The organism is Aeromonas encheleia (assembly GCF_900637545.1).
Classification (GTDB): domain Bacteria; phylum Pseudomonadota; class Gammaproteobacteria; order Enterobacterales; family Aeromonadaceae; genus Aeromonas; species Aeromonas encheleia.
The window spans coordinates 2,010,592-2,030,393 of the sequence record NZ_LR134376.1 but is presented as its reverse complement, the minus strand read 5'-3'; the positions used below and the strand labels follow the sequence as shown (position 1 = coordinate 2,030,393).

Sequence of the window (19,802 nt, the reverse complement as noted above, 5' to 3'; positions counted from 1 at the left end):
GGGCTCCACTGGGATGCAATATAAGAGAAGATGAATTATTCATAACGCAGCGCCTCGGCCGGTTTCACCCGGGCCGCACGGGCCGCAGGGTAGAGGGTGGCGCTGAAGCTGAGCAGCACGGCGCCCAGCAAGATGGTGACGACCTGGGCGGGCTCGACGATCACCGGCAGGCCAGAGCCGCCGGCGGCCATATAGAGGTTGAGCCCCACCGCATCGAGTAGGGGGTTGAGCCCCAGGGAGAGGCCAAGTCCCGCCAAACCACCAAACAGCGCGCCTATGACGCCACTCGACGCCCCCAGCACCATGAAGATCTTGACGATACCGGACTCGCTCATGCCCATGGTCCGCAGGATGGCGACCTCCCCTTCCTTGTCGGTGACCACCATCACCAGGGCGGAGAGGATATTGAAGGTGGCGACCGCGATGATCAGCACCAGCATCAGCCCCATCATGCGTTTCTCCATGGCCACCGCCTGGAACAGCTCGCCGCGCTCGCGGCGCCAATCCTGCCACTCCAGCCCGTCGGGCAAGGGGGTCTTGATCACCTGATCGGCGGCGAAGGGATCATCCAGCCAGAGGCGAATGCCGCCGACTGTGCCTTCGGGCAGGCGCAGCATGCGCTGGGCGTCGCCGAGCGCGATCAGCGCCACCTGGCTGTCCACGTCGGCGCCGACCCCGAAGATGCCGGAGACGGTGAACAGCCGCTGGGTCGGTACCCGACCAAAAGGCGTGAAGCGGGTGCCCTCGGTCAGGATGAGACGCACCTGGTCGCCGATGGACACCTTGAGGCGGTTGGCCACCCCCTGCCCCAGCACTATGTGGTATTCACCGCGCTGCAGGCTGTCCAGCCGCCCGCCCAGCATCTGGGCGTGCAGGATGTCATCCTTGGGCCACTGCGCCGGATCTATGCCCTGCACGCTGACGCCGGTGAGCTGGCCCGGGCTCTGCAACATGCCTTCGCTGTCGAGCATGGGGGCATGGGCGACCACGTGGGGCAGCCCGGCCAGATCGGGCAGGCCAGGGGGCGCCACCTCCATCCGGCCGGCGGTATTGGTCACCACCACATGGGGGATCACCCCGAGGATGCGGCCCTTGAGCTGCCCCTCGAAACCGTTCATCACAGAGATGACCACCATCAGGGCCGCGACCCCGATGGCGATGCCGAAGGTGGAGAAGAGGGAGATGAATGAAACGAAGCGGTTACTGCGTCGTGAGCCTGCATAACGCAGGCCGATGGCCAGCGACAGTGGCTGAAAAAGTCCAGTCTTCAAGGATATGTACGTTGCCAACGAAATAAGATACCGGATAATAAAGGCAAATAGACTATGACAACAAGGGATAGCCTCCATGCAGGAACAGTTCTTCAGCGTCACCCATGCCACGCCGGTCAATGTGATCCCCATGCCGGCCGACTTTCACCTGCCGACGCTGGAGGCACTGGACGCCGAGCTGCCCGAACCCTTTCGCATCGCCTCCTCCATCACCTCCATCGACATGATGAGCAGCCGCCTGCTGCGCAACCAGAACGAGTCGATGCACGATCTGGTGGAGATCATCAACCAGCAGTCGCGCAAGATCGACATGATCATGGGCTATGTGCTGGCGGTGCAGGATCACCCCGAGCATCGCTTCCACACCCTGCGCTTTGGCGCCGGTCAGCTCACCTACCTGCATCCACGTCAGGGGCATGGGGAGGCGCCGAGGGTCCATCAGCTGGTGCGCCTCAAGATCTTCCTTCGCGAGGAAGCCTCCGCCGTCTACTGCTATGCCGAGGTCAAACACCTGGAGCCGAGCGAACATGGCGTGCACGTGGTGCTCGACTATGTGCGGATCCGCGAGGATGACCGGGAACTGCTGGTGCGCGCCAGCCTGCATGTGCAATCGAAACAGCTAAAACTGCGTGCCCAAGAGCGTCAGCGCTAACCACAGCCAACGTCAACGTTAAAAGAATCGAACGATGCCAATGAAACTCCCCGCCTTGCCCGCCAAAGCGGGCCAGAAAATAACCCTGGGCCAGCTGGTCGGCAGCAGCCTGGCACTGGTTGCCGCCCGCCTCACCCAGGAGGCGAATCGCCCCGTCCTGCTGGTGACCGCCGATACCCCGAGTGCCCTGCGCCTCGAACAGGAACTGCAGTTCCTGCTGGACGATCCCGTGCTGATGTTCCCGGATTGGGAGACCCTGCCCTACGACACCTTCTCCCCCCATCAGGACATCATCTCCCAGCGGCTCGAGACCCTCTACAAGCTGCCGCAGATGAACAGCGGCGTGCTGATCGTGCCCATCTCCACCCTGATGCTGCGCTGCGCGCCCCAAGTCTATCTCGACAAGTACAGCCTGCTGGTGAAGGCCGGTCAGCGCCTCAACCTGCAACAGCTGCGGGGTCGCCTCGCCGAGGCGGGTTACGTGGCGGTGGATCAGGTGCTGGAGCACGGCGAATTCGCCGCCCGCGGTTCCCTGCTCGATCTCTTCCCCATGGGCAGCAACAGCCCCTATCGCATCGACTTCTTCGACGACGAGGTGGACTCCATCCGCCCCTTCGATCCCGAGACCCAGCGCTCCAGCGAGCCGGTCAAGAGCGTCAGCCTGCTGCCCGCCCGGGAATTTCCCACCGACGAAGGGGCCATCGAGCTGTTCCGGGGCCAGTTCCGCGAGCAGTTCGAGCTGTCGCGCGCCGAGGGATCTGTCTACCAGGAGGTGAGCAAGGGGCGCTGGCCCGCCGGCATCGAATACTATCTGCCGCTCTTCTTCGCGCAGACCGCCAGTCTGTTTGATTACCTGCCGGACAACACCCTGCTGCTCACAGTGGGGGAGATCTATCCCGCCGCCCAGCGGTTCTGGAACGATATAGGCCAGCGCTACGAAGACAGGCGTTGGGACAACACCCGCCCACTGCTGCCGCCCCAACAGATCTATCTGCCGGTGGAGCAGCTGTTTGCCGCCCTCGGCCAGTATGGCGCCGTGCGGCTGCAGGAGGCCGCCACCGACGGCGGCGCCGGTCACTGGGATCTGCCCCTGGCTCCCCTGCCCGACCTGCAGCTGGATCACAGCAAGGAGCAGCCCCTGCTGGCGCTGGGCCAGTTCCTCGACCAGTTCAAGGGCCGCACCCTGTTTGCGGTGGAGTCCGAGGGGCGGCGCGAGGTGCTCGGCGATCTGCTGGCGCGCATCCAACTGCAGCCCAAGGAGTTCGTCTCCCTCGATGCCTTCATAGGGAGCAAGGCGCGCCACGGCCTGCTGGTCAGCCCGCTGGAGCGGGGCTTCCTGCTGCGCGAGCCCGGTCAGGATGAGCTGGCGCTCATCACCGAGACCGAGCTGCTTGGTGGCAAGATCCGCAGCAAGCGGCAGCGGGAGAAGAGCAAGAACCTGAGCTCGGATGCGGTGATCCGCAACCTGGGCGAGCTGACCCAGGGCCAGCCGGTGGTGCATCTCGATCACGGGGTCGGTCGCTATCTCGGGCTCGAGACCCTGGATGCCGGTGGCCTGCCCACCGAGTTCCTGACCCTGGAATACGCCGGCGGCGACAAGCTGTTCGTGCCGGTCACCAACTTGCACCTGATCAGCCGCTATACCGGGTCGGACAATCCGCCCAGCCACAAACTCGGCGGCGAGGCCTGGACCAAGGCCAGGCGCAAGGCGGCGGAGAAGATCCGCGACGTGGCGGCCGAGCTGCTGGACGTCTACGCCCTGCGCGCCGCCCGCAAGGGCTTTGCCTTCAAGCACGACAAGGAGGCCTACCGTCAGTTTGCCGCCGGCTTCCCGTTCGAGGAGACCGAGGATCAGCTCAACGCCATCAATGCGGTGCTGGGGGACATGTGTCAGGCCAAGAGCATGGACAGACTGGTGTGCGGCGATGTGGGCTTTGGCAAGACCGAAGTGGCGATGCGCGCCGCCTTCGTGGCGGTGCACGGCGGCAAGCAGGTGGCGGTGCTGGTGCCCACCACCCTGCTGGCCCAGCAGCACTACGACAACTTCCGCGATCGCTTCGCCAACTGGCCGGTGCGGGTGGAGGTGCTGAGCCGCTTCCGCTCCGCCAAGGAGCAGACCGCCGTGCTCAAAGAGCTGCGCGAGGGCAAGGTGGACATCATCATCGGCACCCACAAGCTGCTGGGCTCCGAGCTCACCTTCAAGGATCTGGGGCTGCTGGTCGTCGATGAGGAGCACAGATTCGGGGTGCGCCAGAAGGAGAAGATCAAGGCGCTGCGGGCCGACGTGGACATCCTCACCCTCACCGCGACCCCCATACCGCGCACCCTCAACATGGCCATGTCCGGCATGCGGGATCTCTCCATCATTGCCACCCCGCCGGCCAAGCGGCTCGCCATCAAGACCTTCGTGCGCCAGCAGGAGCCGGCGGTCACCCGCGAGGCGGTGCTGCGGGAACTCAAACGCGGCGGTCAGGTCTACTACCTGCACAACGACGTGGAGAGCATCGAGAAGTGCGCCGGCGATCTCGCCGAGCTGGTGCCGGAGGCGCGCATCGGCATCGCCCACGGCCAGATGCGCGAGCGCGATCTTGAGCGCATCATGTCGGACTTCTATCACCAGCGCTTCAACCTGCTGGTCTGCACCACCATCATAGAGACCGGCATCGACGTGCCGAGCGCCAACACCATCATCATGGACCGCGCCGATCATCTGGGGCTGGCCCAGCTGCACCAGCTGCGGGGCCGGGTCGGCCGCTCCCATCACCAGGCCTATGCCTATCTGCTCACCCCCCATCCCAAGCTGATGACCAAGGACGCCATCAAGCGGCTGGAGGCCATCGCCTCCCTCGAGGATCTCGGTGCCGGCTTCGCGCTGGCCACCCACGATCTGGAGATCCGCGGCGCGGGCGAGCTGCTCGGCGACGATCAGAGCGGCCAGATCGAGTCGATTGGCTTCACCCTCTACATGGAGCTGCTGGAGCAGGCGGTGGAGGCGCTCAAGAACGGCAAGGAGCCGTCCCTTGAGCAGCTGATGAGCCAGCACACCGAGGTGGAGCTGCGCCTGCCGGCCCTGCTGCCGGACGACTACATCCCGGACGTCAACATGCGGCTCTCCATGTACAAGCGCATCGCCAGCGCCGCCGACGAGCAGGAGCTGCGCGAGCTGAAGGTGGAGCTGATCGACCGCTTCGGCCTGCTGCCGGAGCCGACCAAGACGCTCATGGAAATTGCGGCCTTCCGCCAGCGTGCCACGGCGCTCGGCATCCGCCGGGTGGAGATGAGCGAGCGCGGCGGTTATCTCGACTTCAACCAGGACACCAGGGTCAACCCCGGCTATCTGGTCAAGCTGCTCTCCGAGCAGCCGCGCATCTACAAGATGGACGGGCCGACCCGCTTGCGCTTCCAGGTGCCGAATCAGGACAGGGCCATGCGCCTGAAGCTGGTCGACAGCCTGCTGACGGATCTCGCCAACCACAGCCTCTGATCACGGTGAGCACACAACAAAACGGGAGCCATATCGGCTCCCGTTTTTTATGCGGCTGGCGCAGGCATCAACCCTGGCTGGCCGGATCCTCGTGGGCGGAGAACTCCCGCATGAAGGCCTCGGCCCGCTCCACCATCTTGGTGGAGCCGACGAAGTAGGGGGTGCGCTGGTGCAGCGCGACGGGCTGGACATCCATGATGCGGCCAAAGCCATCGGAGGCCTTGCCACCGGCCTGTTCCACCAAAAAGGCCATGGGGTTGCACTCGTAGAGCAGGCGCAGCTTGCCGTTCGGAGAGTTGGTGCCAGACGGATAGATGTAGATGCCGCCCTTGAGCAGGTTGCGGTGGAAATCCGACACCAGGGAGCCGATGTAGCGGGAGGTGTAGGGCCTGTGGGTCGCCTCGTCCCGCTCCTGGCAATACTTCAGGTACTTCTTCACCCCGTCCGGGAACTTGATGTAGTTGCCCTCGTTGATGGAGTAGATCTTGCCTTCCTCGGGGATGCGGATGTTCTCGTGAGAGAGGCAGAAACAGCCGATGGAGGGATCGTAGGTGAAGCCGTTGACCCCGAAGCCGGTGGTGTAGACCAGCATGGTGGAGGAGCCGTACACCACGTAACCGGCGGCGACCTGGCGGTTGCCCGGCTGCAGGAAGTCTTCCAGGGTCACGCCGGCGCCCGGCTTGCTGACCCGGCGGTAGATGGAGAAGATGGTACCGACCGAGACGTTGACGTCGATGTTGGAGGAGCCGTCGAGGGGATCGATCAGCACAATGTATTTGGAGTGACGGGAGAGCTCGGAATCGAAGGAGACGAAGTCCTCCTCCTCCTCGGACGCCATGCCGCACACCTCGCCGCGGGCCTCCAGCGCCGCCTTGAAGCGCTCGTTGGCATAGACGTCCAGCTTCTGCTGCACCTCGCCCTGCACGTTTTCGGCCCCCATGGAGCCGATGATGTCCGCCAGCCCCGCCTTGTTGATCTCCCGGTTCACCACCTTGGCAGCCAGACGAATGGAGCTGAGCAGTGAGGTCAGCTCACCGGTCGCGGTAGGGTAGTCCGCCTGCTTTTTGACGATGAACTCGCCCATGGTGATCATGTTTCGCATTCTTGTTCCTTTAGGAGCGTTTCCGTTGGCCTTTGAAAACGTTTGCAAGCATCGGCAAAAAAAGTGCCGATCCTCGGCTGCGTTATTTTGTAACCTAATGTAACGCCTGTTTTTTGTTTTTGCAGCGAATTAAGCCGGCGTATAAATCACCAGTTTGCCCCGTAAAAACGCGATGGAACGCTGAAAAACAGGTTTCAATCGGCCTCTTTCTTCATGTTAATTCGTGACAATTATTCATCTTCGCCCCTCTCCCATACCCGGCCCCCATCCGGTCCAATGCCTGAAAAGCGGCCTGAGCCCCCCTTGAGATCTCGTCGCCAATACAGCATATTGGTTTGGCTTTGGAAGCAAAAAAACATAAGGATATTCAATGAAAAGGACTCTCATTGCCGGCACGGTTGCCACCCTGCTCGCCCTCCCCGCCCTGGCGGCCCAGGTGCCTGATGGCACCAAGCTGTTGCCCAGCGACCAACAAACCTTCGTGCGCAACATCGGCACCGAGCCCTCCTCCATCGATCCCCAGATGGCAGAAGAGAGCGCGGGCAGCGACATCGTCAACGATCTGTTCGAGGGACTCTATAGTCTGGACAGCAACGGCAAGCTGCGAGCCGCAGGCGCGCTCAGTTACGAGCTCGACAGCACCGGCACAGTCTACACCTTCAAGCTCAGACCCGAGGCCAAGTGGTCCAACGGCGAGCCGGTCACCGCGGCCGATTACGTCTATGGCTGGCAGCGAGCGGCCAACCCCAAGAACGCCTCCAACTACGCCTGGTTCATCGAGCTGACCGGCGTGGTCAACGCCGGTGACGTCATCCAGGGCAAGCAGGCACCGGAGGCGCTCGGTATCAAGGCACTCGATGCCCATACCCTGCAGATCACCCTGAAAAACCCGGTTCCCTTCTTCCTGAAGACCCTAGCCCACTACACCACCTTCCCGGCGCCCAAGGCGGTCATCGAGAAGTTTGGTCATGAGTGGGTCAAGCCGGGCAACATCGTCTCCAACGGCGCCTTCGCACTCAAGGAGTGGACCCCGAACGAGCGCCTGATCGCCGAGCGCAATACCCACTACTGGGACAATGCTCATACGGTGCTGAACAAGGTGATCTACCTGGAGATCGTCTCGGAGACGGCGGCCTACAACCGCTATCGCTCGAGCGAGCTGCACTACACCACCTATCCGCTGGAGCAGTACCAGCAGCTCAAGAGCCAGAGCCCTGATGAGCTGATCAATGCCCCCTCGCTTGCCACCTATTACTATGTGTTCAACACCCAGCGCAAACCCTTCGACGACGTCAGGGTGCGCAAGGCGCTCTCCCTGGCCATCGACCGGGACACCATCACCGGGAAGATCCTGGGCCAGGGCCAGATCTCGGCCTTCAGCCTGACCCCTCCCAGCGTGGATGGTTTCGAGCTCAAGCGTCCGCCCAGCGAGCAGATGAGCAAGGAGGCGCGACTCACCCAGGCCAAGGCACTACTGGCCGAGGCGGGTTATGGCCCGCAGAATCCGCTGGATGTGGACATCCTCTACAACACCAACGAGGGGCACAAGAAGATAGCGCTGGCCATCTCCTCCATGTGGAAGCACAACCTGGGGGTCAAGGCCGAGCTCAGCAACATGGAGTGGAAGACCATGGTGTCGGCCCTCAACGAGGGGGATTTCGGGGTCAGCCGCTACTCGTGGAACGGGGATTACAACGATGCCTCCACCTTCCTCGACATCATGACCTCCAGCAGCAGCGCCAACAGCGGCAAGTGGTCCAACAAGCAGTACGACGCCCTGCTGGCCAAGGCCCACGACTCCAAGGATCCGGCCGAACGCAACCGGCTCTATCAACAGGCCGAGGTACTGATCGACGAGGAGGCACCCATTGCCCCCGTCTACTTCTACGTCAAGTCACGGCTGCTCAAGCCCTTCGTCAAGGGCTATCCCTACCACAACCCGCAGGATCTGGTCTATTCGAAGGACCTCTATCTCACCGCGCAGTAACGCCCTAGACCCCGTAAACGAAAAGACCGCCTCTGAGGCGGTCTTTTCATTCAATCTTCCTGACAGCTGGCCAACGCGAGTCTGGCCCGTCGCCGCACGACCACGGGCTTGACCAGCAGTTGTGCCAGCAGCACCCCCAGCAGGGTCATGCCGCCACCGATCAGGTGGTAGCTGGTCAGCTCCTCCCCCAGCCAGCTGATGGCCAAGGCTGCCGTCATCACCGGCAACAGGTTCATGAAGATGGCGGTACGGCTGGCGCCCAGCAGCGCTATCCCCTGCATCCACAGCCAGGGTGAGAGGGCCGAGGTCGGGATCCCCGCATAGAGGATGAGCCAGAGCGCACTGCGATCGGGCCATTGTCCATCCACCAGCAGGTAGAAGGGGGTGAGGAACAGCAGGCTGCACAGCACCTGGCCATAGAGCATGGACCAGTTGTCTAGCCCCAGATCCCAGCGCTTGAGCAGCACGCTGTAGAGCGCATAGGTCGCCGCCGACAACAGCATGTAGACGGAGCCGATGTGGATACCCTGCGTGAGCAGACGGGTCGGATCCCCCTGCCCCAGCAAGACGGCCAGCCCCAGGATGGAGATGACGCCGCCGAGCAGGGCCCCCCAGGTGGGCCGCTCGCGCAGCAGCCAGATGCTGAGCAACACCGTCATCAGCGGGGTCAGCCCCATCATCAGACCGATCTCGGTGGCTCCCAGGGTCTGGGCCGCGTAGTAGCCGAACGTCTGGTTCAGCACCATGCCGAGCAGAGCCAGCATGGCCAGCTGGCAAAAACCGGCCCGCAGTTTGGCCCGCACCCGCCAGGCCCGACGGGCGAGGAAGGGAGTCAGAACAATGGCCGCCACCATCCAGCGCGACCAGGCCAGCGCCGCCGGCGAGAGCACCCCCACCGCCAGCTTGCTGACGATACCGTTGCCGGCCCAGATGGCCATGCAGGAGAAAGGAAACAGAAAGGCAAGGGGCATTGCTATATCCAGAAAGAGGGGGTGGGTATTTTAGGCGGGAGTATAAAGAGGCAAACAGGATTAGCAAGTACGGCAACGGGGCAGCCCGGCAGTGCCTGCAGAAAGGGAATCAAACAGAACCAAGATCGAGGCGGCAGGGCCAAAAACAATCATGCCCGCACGGCGGCGGGCATGGGGAGGACGACCATCAGGGTGCGATGATCAAGCCGCATCCATGTGCAGTCTCGAGATCAGCTCATTGACCTCGAGCACCGTCTGGCGGTGGGGAATGTCCGCTGGCGAGGGCATCATCAACAAGCCGGACTGGAAATCGAAGCGCCCCCTGCCGTGGATATAGATCCGCCCCTTGAAGAAGGTTTTGACATGCTTTGCCACCATCAGCGGCAGATACTTCTTAAACACTCTCATCGTTTGCAACCTCTTGCAGTTGTATCCGTATGACAGCAGCTTCTGCGAAATAATTCCGTTAATTTTGTATAAAAAACCGGAAAAATCGCCTATCTCATCCCAAAAAACCAATTCGTAACTTTTTATTAACTTTTAGCGTATTGTATGTGGTCCTTCGAGCCAGAGCAATACCCCCTTACCATCTTGCCACTCAATACAGGCCATGCCCGAGGTGGCAAACATGGGCGCACCGGCCGCCGGGCAGAGGCTCTGCACCAGATAACCCACCAGCGGCAGGTGGCTGACCATCAGGATGCTCTCATGCTGTGTCGCCAATGCGGCCAGATAGCTCGCGACCAGCGCCGGATCGCCATAGGGCGTGATCTCGCCGCTCTCTTCCACCTCTTGCGCGTCGGGCAATTCGGGGGCGATGGCCTGCCAGGTCTGTCTGGCTCGCAGGTAGTTGCTGTGGACCACCAAGCCCAGCGTTCCCGCCAGCTGGGGCGCCAACCAGCGGGCCATGTGAATGGACTCTTCGATGCCCTGCTCGGTCAGTGGACGCTGTTCATCCGTTTTCGCATTCATGCCAGCCTGGCCGTGACGCATGATGTAGATTTTCATTACAACCTCGCCCAACGGGCCTGTTTAGATAGCGGGGGGATCTTACCCCGCCATGCAGGGGGAAACAATTGCGCTACCTCTCAGAAAAGGGTTTGCCTCGTGAGATAGCGAGGTCGATAATCATGTTTAAATTCAAATAAATTCACCGCGAGTCAGCCCACATGAGCCCACATGCCAGTCCTAATGACCATCGGCGGTATCACTATCTGGAGCTGGCAAATCGGCTCAGAGTCTTGTTGATCTGCGATCCCGACACCGACAAGTCCGCCGCCTCCCTGGCCGTCAACACCGGTCACTTCGATGATCCGGCCGACAGGCAGGGCATGGCCCATTTCCTTGAGCATATGCTGTTCCTCGGCACCCGCACCTATCCCAAGCCCGGCGAGTATCAGCAGTTCATGAGCCGCCACGGGGGCAGCAACAACGCCTGGACCGGCACCGAGTTCACCAACTTCTTCTTCGATATCGACAACGCCTTCTTCGAAGCCGGGCTCGATCGTTTCTCCCAGTTCTTCATCTGCCCCACCTTCAGCCCGGAGTGGGTCGACAAGGAGCGCAACGCGGTCGATTCCGAGTATCGCCTCAAGCTGCAAGACGACGTGCGGCGCAGCTACCAAGTGCATAAAGAGACGGTCAACCCGGCCCACCCCTTCTCCAAGTTCTCGGTCGGCAACCTGGATACCCTGGCCGATCTGCCCGGCCGGGATCTGCGCTCCGACCTCATTGCATTCTACGAAGGGCACTACAGCGCGGATCGCATGGCGCTGGTGATGATCTCGCCCGAATCCATCGAGACCCAGCTCGGCTGGTGCGAGCGCTTCTTCAGCCCCATCCTGGATCGCAACCTGGGCACCCCGACCCTGTCCGCCCCCCTCTACCGGCTCGATGATCTCGGCATCCGCATTCAGATCAAGCCGGTCAAGGAGAGCCGCAAGCTGACGCTGACCTTCCCGCTGCCCAACGTGGATGCGTTTTACGACAAGAAGCCGCTCACCTTCCTGAGCCACCTCATCGGCTATGAAGGGGACGGCAGCCTGCTCTCATTGCTCAAGGCCAGGGGCTGGGTCAATCAGCTCGCCGCCGGCGGCGGCATCAGCGGCGCCAACTTCAAGGACTTCAGCATAAGCTTCGGGCTCACCCCGCTCGGGCTAGCGCGGGTGGACGACATCATCGCCGCCCTGTTTGGCTACCTGAAACTCATCGAGCGTGACGGCCTGCAGGCCTGGCGCTATGACGAGAAGCGCAGCGTGCTCGAGTCGGCCTTCCGCTTTCAGGAGCGGGGCCGGGCACTGGATACCGTCTCCGGCCTGGTGCTGAACCTGTTCAGCTATGCCCCGGACGATCTGCTCCACGGCGACTACATGATGCGCGAGTATGATGAGGCGCTGATCCGCCGCTTCCTCGCCAAGCTCACCCCGCACAACCTGCGCATGACCATCCAGGCGCCGGAGGTCAGCACAGATCGCCTCGCCCGCTGGTATCAGACCCCCTACAGCATCGCCCCCATCCCGGAGGCGGAGAAGATCCGCTGGCAGCAGAGCGAGCCGGATCCCGCGCTGCACCTGCCCGCGCCCAACCCCTTTATCAGCAGTCGGCTGGATGCCCGTATGCCGGAGCTTTGCGCCGACCTGCCGGCCTGCCTCATCGACAGACCAGGTTTTCGGCTCTGGCACCTGCACGAACACCTGTTCGGGGTGCCCAAGGGCAACCTCTATATCTCCATCGACAGCGAGCACGCGGTCAGGAGTCCGCGCCACATCGCCATGGCCCGGCTCGCGGTTGAGCTGCTCACGGATCACCTCAACGCCCTCACCTATCCGGCCGAACTGGCCGGACTCGGCTACCAGATCTATGCCCACCAGGGGGGTTTCACCATCAACCTGAGCGGCTTCGCCGACAAGCAGCCGCTGCTGCTCGACATGATCCTCGGCAACCGCACCCTGGGTTACCCGGATCCGGCCCGCTTCAGCGAAATCAAGGAGCAGCTCATCCGCAACTGGGAAAACCAGTCCAAGACGAGGCCCATCTCCCAGCTCTTCAACCAGCTCACCAGTTTGCTGCAGCCCAACAACCCGCCGTTCGAGCAACTGCTGCGCCACCTGCGCACCATCACCCTCGACGAGATGCCCGACTTCGTCGCCCGGCTGTTTGCCGAGGTGCATGTGGAGACCCTGATCCACGGGGACTGGGACGTGGCCGAGGCACTCGAGCTGGCGGCGCTGCTGGAGCGACACCTCGGCGTCAGCAGCCAGCCCAGCGCCGAGACCCGCCGCCCCCTCATCTCCATTCAGGACAGAGGCACTCTCATTCGCGAGCAGGGTTGTGAGCACGAGGATTCGGCGCTGCTGGTCTACTACCAGTCCCGCACCACCAGGGCGCGGGATCTCGCCTGCTTCACCCTGGCCAACCACATCATGTCCTCCACCTTCTTCCACGAGCTGCGCACCCGCCAGCAGCTCGGCTACGTGGTGGGCGCCGGCAACCTGCCCTTGAACCGCCATCCCGGCCTCATCTTCTATATCCAGTCGCCGGTGGCCGGACCCCAGATCCTGCTGGATGCGGTGGAGGAGTTCATCGATCTCTTCCCGCTGGCCATGCTGGAGCTCACCGAGCAGCAGTGGCAGGACAGCAAGGCGGGCCTGCAGGCCCAGCTCAGCGAGCGGGACGCCAACCTGCGCAGCCGGGGCCAGCGGCTCTGGGTCAGCATCGGCAACAAGGATCTCGGCTTCGATCAGCGGGAGAGGGTGTGCGAGGAGGTAGGCAAGCTGAACCGGGCCGATCTGGTGCGCTTCATCACCCAGCTGAGATCGAGGACTTCGGATCGGCTGATCCTCTGCAGCTATGGCCAGGGCCACGAGCATGACGAGCGGATCACCGGCCAGTTCATCGACGATCCCAAGGCGTTCCGGCTCGCCGCCAGCACCTTCGAGGCCTGAGCCCCAGCGAATCGCAGGCAATAAAAAGCCGACCTGAGGGTCGGCTGGAAAAACCATATCAATTGCGACAGAGCCGCCAAAAGTGAACATGAGCGTGAAAATCAGACACTGAGTTGATGATCGGCCAGGTGATGCAAACCAGAGCTCATCGACCGAGACCAACAGTGATTGAGAAACAGGATCATCTTAGACAGGGCCCCTGTCTTTCACGTTGATCTATGTCAAAGGAGGTAAAGAGAGTCTCGCCTCGTCACCCTTTCGCCTTACCTTCCCTCTGGTCTCATCCATCGCTCAGACGCGGCGGGTCAGCCGATAGGCCACCTCATCGAAATAAGAGAGCTGGCCGGATTGCACCCTGGGATGATCCTGCTCGGTCGCCCTGCCCAGGACCTCCACGCTGAAATCGCGCTCGAACAGGTTGCGCACCTCCATCTCCCCCACCGAGAACGGCGGCTGCACCTGCTGCTCCGGCTGATACTCCAGGGTCACCAGCAGGATCTGTCCAGCCGGCTCGATGAGACGGCTCATCAACTCGGCATACTGACGGCGCATGGGGGTCGGCAGCGCGATCAGCGCCGCCCTGTCATAGGCCAGCCGATAACGGCGCCCCAGGGTAGGTGCGGCGAAGAAGTCACCCTGATAGATGCGCAACGTCTCGTGCTGATGGCACTGGTAAGGCCCGACCTCGCTCACCGTCTCGCTCAGCTGGTTCTCACCGAAGAACTGGCTGATGGCAAGCTCGGACAGCTCGAAGCCGTCGACGGGGTGGCCTTTCTGATTGAACCAGAGCATGTCGCCCGACTTGCCGCAGAGGGGAACCAGCACGGGCTCATCTCCCTGCCGGGCCGACCAGCCGGTCTGCAGCCAGCGATTGAACTCCACCTGATGAAAGCCTATCCGGTTCTCTTCCCACTTCTGATGCCAAAACGCCGCTTCCATCATCATCCTCTCGTCATCTGCAATGATGCATCAATATCACAACTTCAACGGGACGGTGCAAGCCTTGTTGCCCCCTCATCCACCTTTTTGCAAGACAAACGATTGCAAAACCGAAAGCGATGCCAAGCGCCGCTTTCGGCAGGTTTTACTCAAGACTCGACGCCGGCCGTCAGGAGTGCGCAAGCCCCGCTTTCCTCAGCATGGCTGTCACGATCGAGTCGACTCCTGGCATCGACTAGCCGGGCACAGATCTCGGCAAAGGCTGGCCGCAGCGCCAGCTCGCGCTGCTGGCAAGCCTGCACCAGCGCCTCGAGCCCGTGATCGGTGCCCCTGTGCGCCGGGCAGAGTGCCAGCAGCTCCTCCAGCAGGCAACCGAAGGCCCGCACCTCCAAGCGCTCCAGCCGGGCGGCCAGCAGAGGATCCCGCACCGGGTAGAAAGAGGCGGCGCCGAAGTCCCCGAGCAGGGCGGCGCCCTGCCCATCATGGAGGATGTTATGACCATAGAGATCGCCGTGCATTATGCCCAGCCGATGCAGATGGGCGGCGGCAGAGGCAATGCGCCAGGCCATCTCCAGCGCCGTCGGCAGCGAGAGCGCGAGCGAGGCCGGATAGACATCGCGAGTACAGGACACGAGGCTGGGGGGACCCGCCAGGTTCACCAGCTCAGGCGCGATCAACGCCATCACCAGCGCGGGGATGCCGGAGGGGTGATCGCCTATCCGGCCCACCACCTCGATCAAGGCCGGATGCTGACCCGCGGCCATGGAGGCGGTCATCTCGGCCCCCGGCAATCCATCGCTGGTCACCTCCCCCTTGAACAGCTTCACCGCCACGGCGCGGGGGTTTCTCCCCTCACCGAACCACTGCGCTCTATGGATGACCCCGGAGGCCCCCTGCCCCAGCAGTTCGCCGATGGCCAGCTCATGCCAGGGGATCTCGGCGATGGCCGTCGCCTCGCCCAGCTGCTTTTCCCACCCCTCACAGAAGGGGTTGCCCGAATAGGCCAACCAGGAGAGCCGTGGCAAGGAGAGCAACCACAGGGGCAATGCCTCGAGCCGGTTGGCGGAGATGCGCAGCAACTCGAGGCGGGTGCAGTGCGCCAGCGCAGCTGGCAGCGTCTCGAGCCGGTTGCCCGCCAGCATCAGCTTTTGCAGTGCCGTGCACTGACCCAGCTCGTCGGGCAATTGCTCAATCTCGTTATCGGTCAGGATCAACCAGCGCAAACCCGCAGGCAACGCCTTGGCCGATACGGTGGCGATCTGGTTGGCCTTAAAGCCCACCATGGTGAGCGCCGGGCAACGCCCCAGCACCTCGGGCAGCTCGGTGAAGCGGTTCTCGGAGCAGAAGATGATGCGCAGCTTCTTGCACTCTGCCAGTTCGTCGGGCAGTGCTGAGAGCTGGTTGCCGGTGAGATCCAGCACCTCCAGCGTCTCTTTCAGGCTGAAGATCTCGGGGGGGAAAACCGTCAGGTCTTCGGCGAGCTTCAGATGGCGGGCGCCGCCAAGTTCGCCCGCGCGCAGCTGTTCCAGGGTATGCATAGCCGTTTCTCAATCCTGATGACCGCTCTGACGGCGCAACCAGCCATCAGAGCGCGCCGAACCTGCGTCCGGCGGTTTTAAAGGGGGGTATTATAGAGAATTTGGGACCGAGATCGCCTGCTTTGTTACAGATGGCCGCCAGAGCCATCGGCCTCGTGGTGGGCGCCAACCCCGTCGCCTTTGTCATCCCCTGCCACCGGGTTATCCAGCAAAAGTGCAAGCTCGGCGGCTATCGCTGGGGCGATACACGCCTGGGAAGCCGCGAGATATGAGTAGATTCCCGATTCCACAATCAGCCCTTTCTCTTATCAGCGCCTATAAAGATTCACTCTTATCTCGTCAGTGAACACACGACTCTCACTCCATGACGAGATAATGTTTCTTGAATCTAGCCATCTGACCAAATCCTGATTTTCAGGAGTTTTTTTCAATACCGGAATATTGTATCCAATTTTTATTTCTGAATATGGTTTCGGTAGTTTTGTAAAAACAAGACGTACTTCGTCATCCGTCATAAGAGAATGGTATTTATTAAATAGTAAGATTTTTGTCGCAATCGGCATGGAGTTAATAACTAAGGATTGGGCAACATCACTATTTATTTTGGATAGATCGGCATCAGTACTGTTAATGATCGGACCGATGAGAGCTGACCGTTCGGGGAGGTCTACGAGCGCATCCAAATCCATCAATTGAATTATTCCAAGCTTGGCTACATTATCAATTTCAGCACGAAGAAGACTTTCTCTAAAATCATCGTCGAGAGTGAACTTGTCTGGCTCTTTCAGGTATGTGTCGATGTTTGCAGCTACAAATACTATCTGCAGTTCCTTGTTGTCAGCGAAAGCATCAAGACTCTCATTAGAGAAGATGATTTTTCCTTCATCAATCAGAATGCGAAGCTTGGCTGCTTCAAATCCTTCGGGTGGTTCTGTGAACGGTTTTGGCAGAGCATGAGCATATTCTCTATAGGCGGAATCAGACAGAGTTCCAGCCTTGAAGAGGAAACTGCATAGCCTTAATGAATCCGAATCACTAGGAATAGGGTTTCTCAGGATAGCCGTACGAACAGTACCTCGGTCAAGATACTCTATCAGGCTCTGCGCCTCGAACCCTTCACCTTCAATAAAAGCTAGACAGTTCAGCCAAATTGGTTCGATCAAACCTAACTTAAACAGTGTTGCGTGCAATCTCTCGGGAACATTCGCTAGCGTTGGCAACAAGGTCGTCTGTCGTTCAAGAAACATCAGTAGATCATCTTGATCAAGTCCTTCATGGCGTATAACGGCAAGAATAGCCTGGACATCCTCCTTTGAATTCCCTTCAAGCACCACAAGGATGTCATGGAGGTAGCGGTCTAAATCGCGCTCTATCCGCGTCATCAGGGCAGTGTTGTTCTTCGAACGAATGGCAGTGAAATTCCTCTCGCGTAATTGCTCAAGATCGTTCTCTCCCAAAATGGTTTGATAGATGTACTCCAGATTGGCGATTGTAAGTTCGAAGCGCCCCTTCTCGAACATGGTGCGTACAATCTCAGAATGCTCTTTGATTGCGGCCAGATGTTTGACCTCAAAGCCGAGACATACCAGACGATCTGGTGCAAGTTCAGGTGAGTTGATCAAAATTTCGGGGAGGTTCTCCGAAACAAATACTGGTAGTTCTTCGAAACTATTTGCCAGCTCTTCGAGCAGGCTTTCGGGCAGGTTAGAAACTAATTGGGTTACATGGGATATATTGTTAGGGCTTGCCATAATAGTAGGTACAAGACCTTTCCAAGCGTTGGCTAGTCCCGAAAGTAGCCCTGCAATATCGCGACCACTTGTATAATAAGAGTCAAAGAAACCCTCGCAACTCTCGAATTCTGAGGATATAAAATTGAAAAACTTTCTCAATTGGACAAAGTATCGGCTCCGGTCACTTAGGAGACTATCGACAAGTTTAACGTTCAAGACATAGTTTTGCCGGAAGTCCTCATCTCGCATCGCTGCGATAACTTCATGTGGATTATCTATAGAAAAACGTGGGTCAGGGGTAACAAATGCTCGAATCTGGATAAGAAACTTATTGTCATTAGGTGACAAGCGGCCCGAGTGAAAGAGGGATGTGTATTGGTAGTAGGTATCGTCGAGATGACCTTCTAAAATCAGGAAGCGGGCAAGCTCTCCGTTTTCCCTGAAGTTGTCGAATAGACCCTGCACGCGCTCGGCATTCAAACGCAACAGCTCATTGAGCTTAGTTGTGCGAAGCCTTGCAATTTTTGATTTTAAGTCGTGTATTCGGCGCAAGCTTTTGTTCTTAATATCAATCGCTTTACCTTCGATCTCCACTTTGCGTTGCTGGTAGGATCTCTGAGAGTCCACTTCGATTTGCAATTTGGAAATAGAGACCCGCTGGGAGCCAACATTACTGGAGTAGCAGTAGATATATGAATCGTCTATCAGCTGTTCGAACATATCGTTGCTGACCAGCTTGGAAAGTTCAATCCACACTTGCTGATTATTACTGACGCTCGTTGCATTCGCTGGAAGCATCTCTACCAGAGCCATAGCGTAGATTTGCCGTAATTCTCTTAGGTTAGAAGGTGTTTGTCGCTCAGCAATTTCAAGCTGCTTTTCGATTTCCGTAATTTCGGCCCTATAGGTAGCGTCACCAGACTCAATCAGTTTATCTTGCTGGTTTAATATTTTAGTAAGAGTACCCGTGCCACGGTGTAGTTGCTCAAAGTCTCTTGGATAGACGCTTTTATAGATCAGAATCGCGAGGAGCTTATTGGCATCGAGCAAATTCTCTCCATCAGTTTCCAAATTAGCCACATAAATAGCGAATTCATTAAAGATGTTCTGAATCAACCTGAGATCATTCAAATATCGTGATACTTCTCTCAAAAACTGCCGATCAAGGCACCCATCGAGATCAAGTCTCTTTCCTTGCGCCAATACCATATCGATCGAATTCGATGTGTTGATGATCGGTATGACAGGTATAATGAATTCGAAAAATTTTGTTCTATCTGTATTGACAAACATGTCGTCGCGCAGGGCGTAGAGAAATCTGATGGTGCGTTTTACACCAGCATTCTCATTCACCAGACTGTTAATCTCACGAAGTGAGACGAAAATTTCTGCATTCTCAAATCGATCTAAGTCTTCAATAATAACGAGATCGTAATTCGTTGACTGGAAAAATAGACAATTTCATCTAGGTGCCTATTTAATATGGAGGTCTGGTCATCACACGCAGGTTTTATTTCAATATCTTTTAACGATATACTTTTCAGTGACAGTCCAAAGCTAGCAACATAAAAATGATGCAACATCCCCCAGAAAAATACCACTGCAAGAGTAAATACAGTAATATTTATGCCATTGCTGATATCGAATGGAGTGAAGTAAGTTCCACTGACAATATATTCTCGCTGATGAAAAACGTACCAAAGCGAGAAAATACCAAGCATTATGAAGAGAGATTTAAATATAGCCAATGCACTTGGAGACTGAATTCTTTTAAATCGTGATAGCGGAAGTCTGTTTGCATCAGCCCCATACAGCATCTGTTGCAGAATACTTCTCTCAATCTCTTGGCGGCTCACTTTCCCTCCCTCCGAATCTGTCTCGGGAACGAACGAAGCCAAAGATATATGAAGCGCAGGCCGTCGATATTTCAGTAAGAAGGATTGGATAATACTGCTCTTTCCTGAACCATAAGGACCAGTTAGAGCAATGTTGGAGACCTTAGTATTATTTGTAGCAAACATAATCGCTTCGGAATATACGCCAGTCTTGTCTGCCTCATCAGTTGGCGCAAGGTCCACGAACTTAGATGGAGTGTTGGCGGAGCGGTCTTTACTCTCCAGCCAAGACACTACACTATCAAGGCGATTAGCAAGCCTGCGTGTTAGAGAAGTGATTGTCTTT

Annotated in this window: 11 protein-coding genes and 2 pseudogenes; 5 read left to right on the top strand and 8 right to left on the bottom strand. The window is 58.9% G+C overall.

The window, feature by feature from the left end; genetic code table 11:
- Positions 1–35: 35 nt before the first annotated feature.
- On the bottom strand, positions 36–1,271 hold the full coding sequence (locus tag EL255_RS09410) for a lipoprotein-releasing ABC transporter permease subunit (RefSeq protein WP_042653663.1): 1,236 nt from the start codon (positions 1,269–1,271) through the stop codon (positions 36–38).
- Between the two features lie 76 nt (positions 1,272–1,347).
- On the opposite strand from EL255_RS09410, the gene EL255_RS09405 reads away from it, so the two are divergent.
- Positions 1,348–1,923, top strand: coding sequence for a PilZ domain-containing protein (locus EL255_RS09405; protein WP_042653662.1), 576 nt, complete (start codon positions 1,348–1,350; stop codon positions 1,921–1,923).
- Between the two features lie 40 nt (positions 1,924–1,963).
- Positions 1,964–5,407 (top strand): transcription-repair coupling factor, encoded by a 3,444-nt coding sequence (gene mfd, locus EL255_RS09400; protein ID WP_042653661.1) that lies wholly within the window; start codon positions 1,964–1,966, stop codon positions 5,405–5,407.
- 67 nt (positions 5,408–5,474) lie between these two features.
- On the opposite strand, the gene fbp is transcribed toward mfd, so the two are convergent.
- Positions 5,475–6,509 (bottom strand): class 1 fructose-bisphosphatase, encoded by a 1,035-nt coding sequence (fbp, locus tag EL255_RS09395; protein ID WP_042653660.1) that lies wholly within the window; start codon positions 6,507–6,509, stop codon positions 5,475–5,477.
- Between the two features lie 370 nt (positions 6,510–6,879).
- On the opposite strand from fbp, the gene EL255_RS09390 reads away from it, so the two are divergent.
- On the top strand, positions 6,880–8,496 hold the full coding sequence (locus tag EL255_RS09390) for a peptide ABC transporter substrate-binding protein (protein ID WP_042653659.1): 1,617 nt from the start codon (positions 6,880–6,882) through the stop codon (positions 8,494–8,496).
- A gap of 50 nt (positions 8,497–8,546) precedes the next feature.
- On the opposite strand, the gene EL255_RS09385 is transcribed toward EL255_RS09390, so the two are convergent.
- The 3 genes from EL255_RS09385 to sixA all read right to left on the bottom strand — a co-directional run bounded on the left by EL255_RS09385 (position 8,547) and on the right by sixA (position 10,475).
- Positions 8,547–9,467 carry a DMT family transporter gene (locus EL255_RS09385; RefSeq protein ID WP_042653658.1) on the bottom strand — a complete coding sequence of 307 codons (921 nt, stop codon included), beginning with the start codon at positions 9,465–9,467 and terminating at the stop codon, positions 8,547–8,549.
- 201 nt (positions 9,468–9,668) lie between these two features.
- Entirely contained in the window at positions 9,669–9,875 is a 207-nt protein-coding gene (locus tag EL255_RS09380; RefSeq protein ID WP_042653763.1) for a DUF1107 domain-containing protein, read from the bottom strand.
- Between the two features lie 132 nt (positions 9,876–10,007).
- On the bottom strand, positions 10,008–10,475 hold the full coding sequence (gene sixA / locus EL255_RS09375) for a phosphohistidine phosphatase SixA (RefSeq protein WP_042653657.1): 468 nt from the start codon (positions 10,473–10,475) through the stop codon (positions 10,008–10,010).
- Between the two features lie 161 nt (positions 10,476–10,636).
- On the opposite strand from sixA, the gene EL255_RS09370 reads away from it, so the two are divergent.
- A complete protein-coding gene (locus tag EL255_RS09370) occupies positions 10,637–13,411 on the top strand; it encodes an insulinase family protein (RefSeq protein WP_042653656.1) in 2,775 nt (924 codons plus the stop codon).
- A gap of 291 nt (positions 13,412–13,702) precedes the next feature.
- Here the strand turns inward: EL255_RS09370 and EL255_RS09365 are convergent, their stop codons facing one another.
- Together EL255_RS09365 and EL255_RS09360 are read right to left on the bottom strand one after the other, a co-directional pair.
- Positions 13,703–14,350 (bottom strand): thiopurine S-methyltransferase, encoded by a 648-nt coding sequence (locus tag EL255_RS09365; protein ID WP_042653762.1) that lies wholly within the window; start codon positions 14,348–14,350, stop codon positions 13,703–13,705.
- 149 nt (positions 14,351–14,499) lie between these two features.
- Positions 14,500–15,888: a leucine-rich repeat-containing protein kinase family protein gene (locus EL255_RS09360; RefSeq protein WP_084228343.1), complete on the bottom strand. Its 1,389-nt coding sequence runs from the start codon at positions 15,886–15,888 to the stop codon at positions 14,500–14,502.
- A gap of 134 nt (positions 15,889–16,022) precedes the next feature.
- Here EL255_RS09360 and EL255_RS09355 point away from each other — a divergent pair.
- Positions 16,023–16,164, top strand: a pseudogene (locus tag EL255_RS09355) (methylated-DNA--[protein]-cysteine S-methyltransferase); the annotation flags it as partial.
- A gap of 32 nt (positions 16,165–16,196) precedes the next feature.
- Here the strand turns inward: EL255_RS09355 and EL255_RS09350 are convergent.
- Positions 16,197–19,642 (bottom strand): annotated as a pseudogene (locus EL255_RS09350) (YobI family P-loop NTPase).
- Positions 19,643–19,802: the final 160 nt, after the last annotated feature.

What these genes read in the sequence shown, in the direction of transcription:
- EL255_RS09405 (WP_042653662.1), top strand. Translation starts at nt 1,348, where the DNA reads ATGCAGGAACAGTTCTTCAGCGTCACCCATGCCACGCCGGTCAATGTG.
- mfd (WP_042653661.1), top strand. Translation starts at nt 1,964, where the DNA reads ATGAAACTCCCCGCCTTGCCCGCCAAAGCGGGCCAGAAAATAACCCTG.
- fbp (WP_042653660.1), bottom strand. Translation starts at nt 6,509, where the DNA reads ATGCGAAACATGATCACCATGGGCGAGTTCATCGTCAAAAAGCAGGCG.
- EL255_RS09390 (WP_042653659.1), top strand. Translation starts at nt 6,880, where the DNA reads ATGAAAAGGACTCTCATTGCCGGCACGGTTGCCACCCTGCTCGCCCTC.
- EL255_RS09385 (WP_042653658.1), bottom strand. Translation starts at nt 9,467, where the DNA reads ATGCCCCTTGCCTTTCTGTTTCCTTTCTCCTGCATGGCCATCTGGGCC.
- EL255_RS09380 (WP_042653763.1), bottom strand. Translation starts at nt 9,875, where the DNA reads ATGAGAGTGTTTAAGAAGTATCTGCCGCTGATGGTGGCAAAGCATGTC.
- sixA (WP_042653657.1), bottom strand. Translation starts at nt 10,475, where the DNA reads ATGAAAATCTACATCATGCGTCACGGCCAGGCTGGCATGAATGCGAAA.
- EL255_RS09370 (WP_042653656.1), top strand. Translation starts at nt 10,637, where the DNA reads ATGAGCCCACATGCCAGTCCTAATGACCATCGGCGGTATCACTATCTG.
- EL255_RS09365 (WP_042653762.1), bottom strand. Translation starts at nt 14,350, where the DNA reads ATGGAAGCGGCGTTTTGGCATCAGAAGTGGGAAGAGAACCGGATAGGC.
- EL255_RS09360 (WP_084228343.1), bottom strand. Translation starts at nt 15,888, where the DNA reads ATGCATACCCTGGAACAGCTGCGCGCGGGCGAACTTGGCGGCGCCCGC.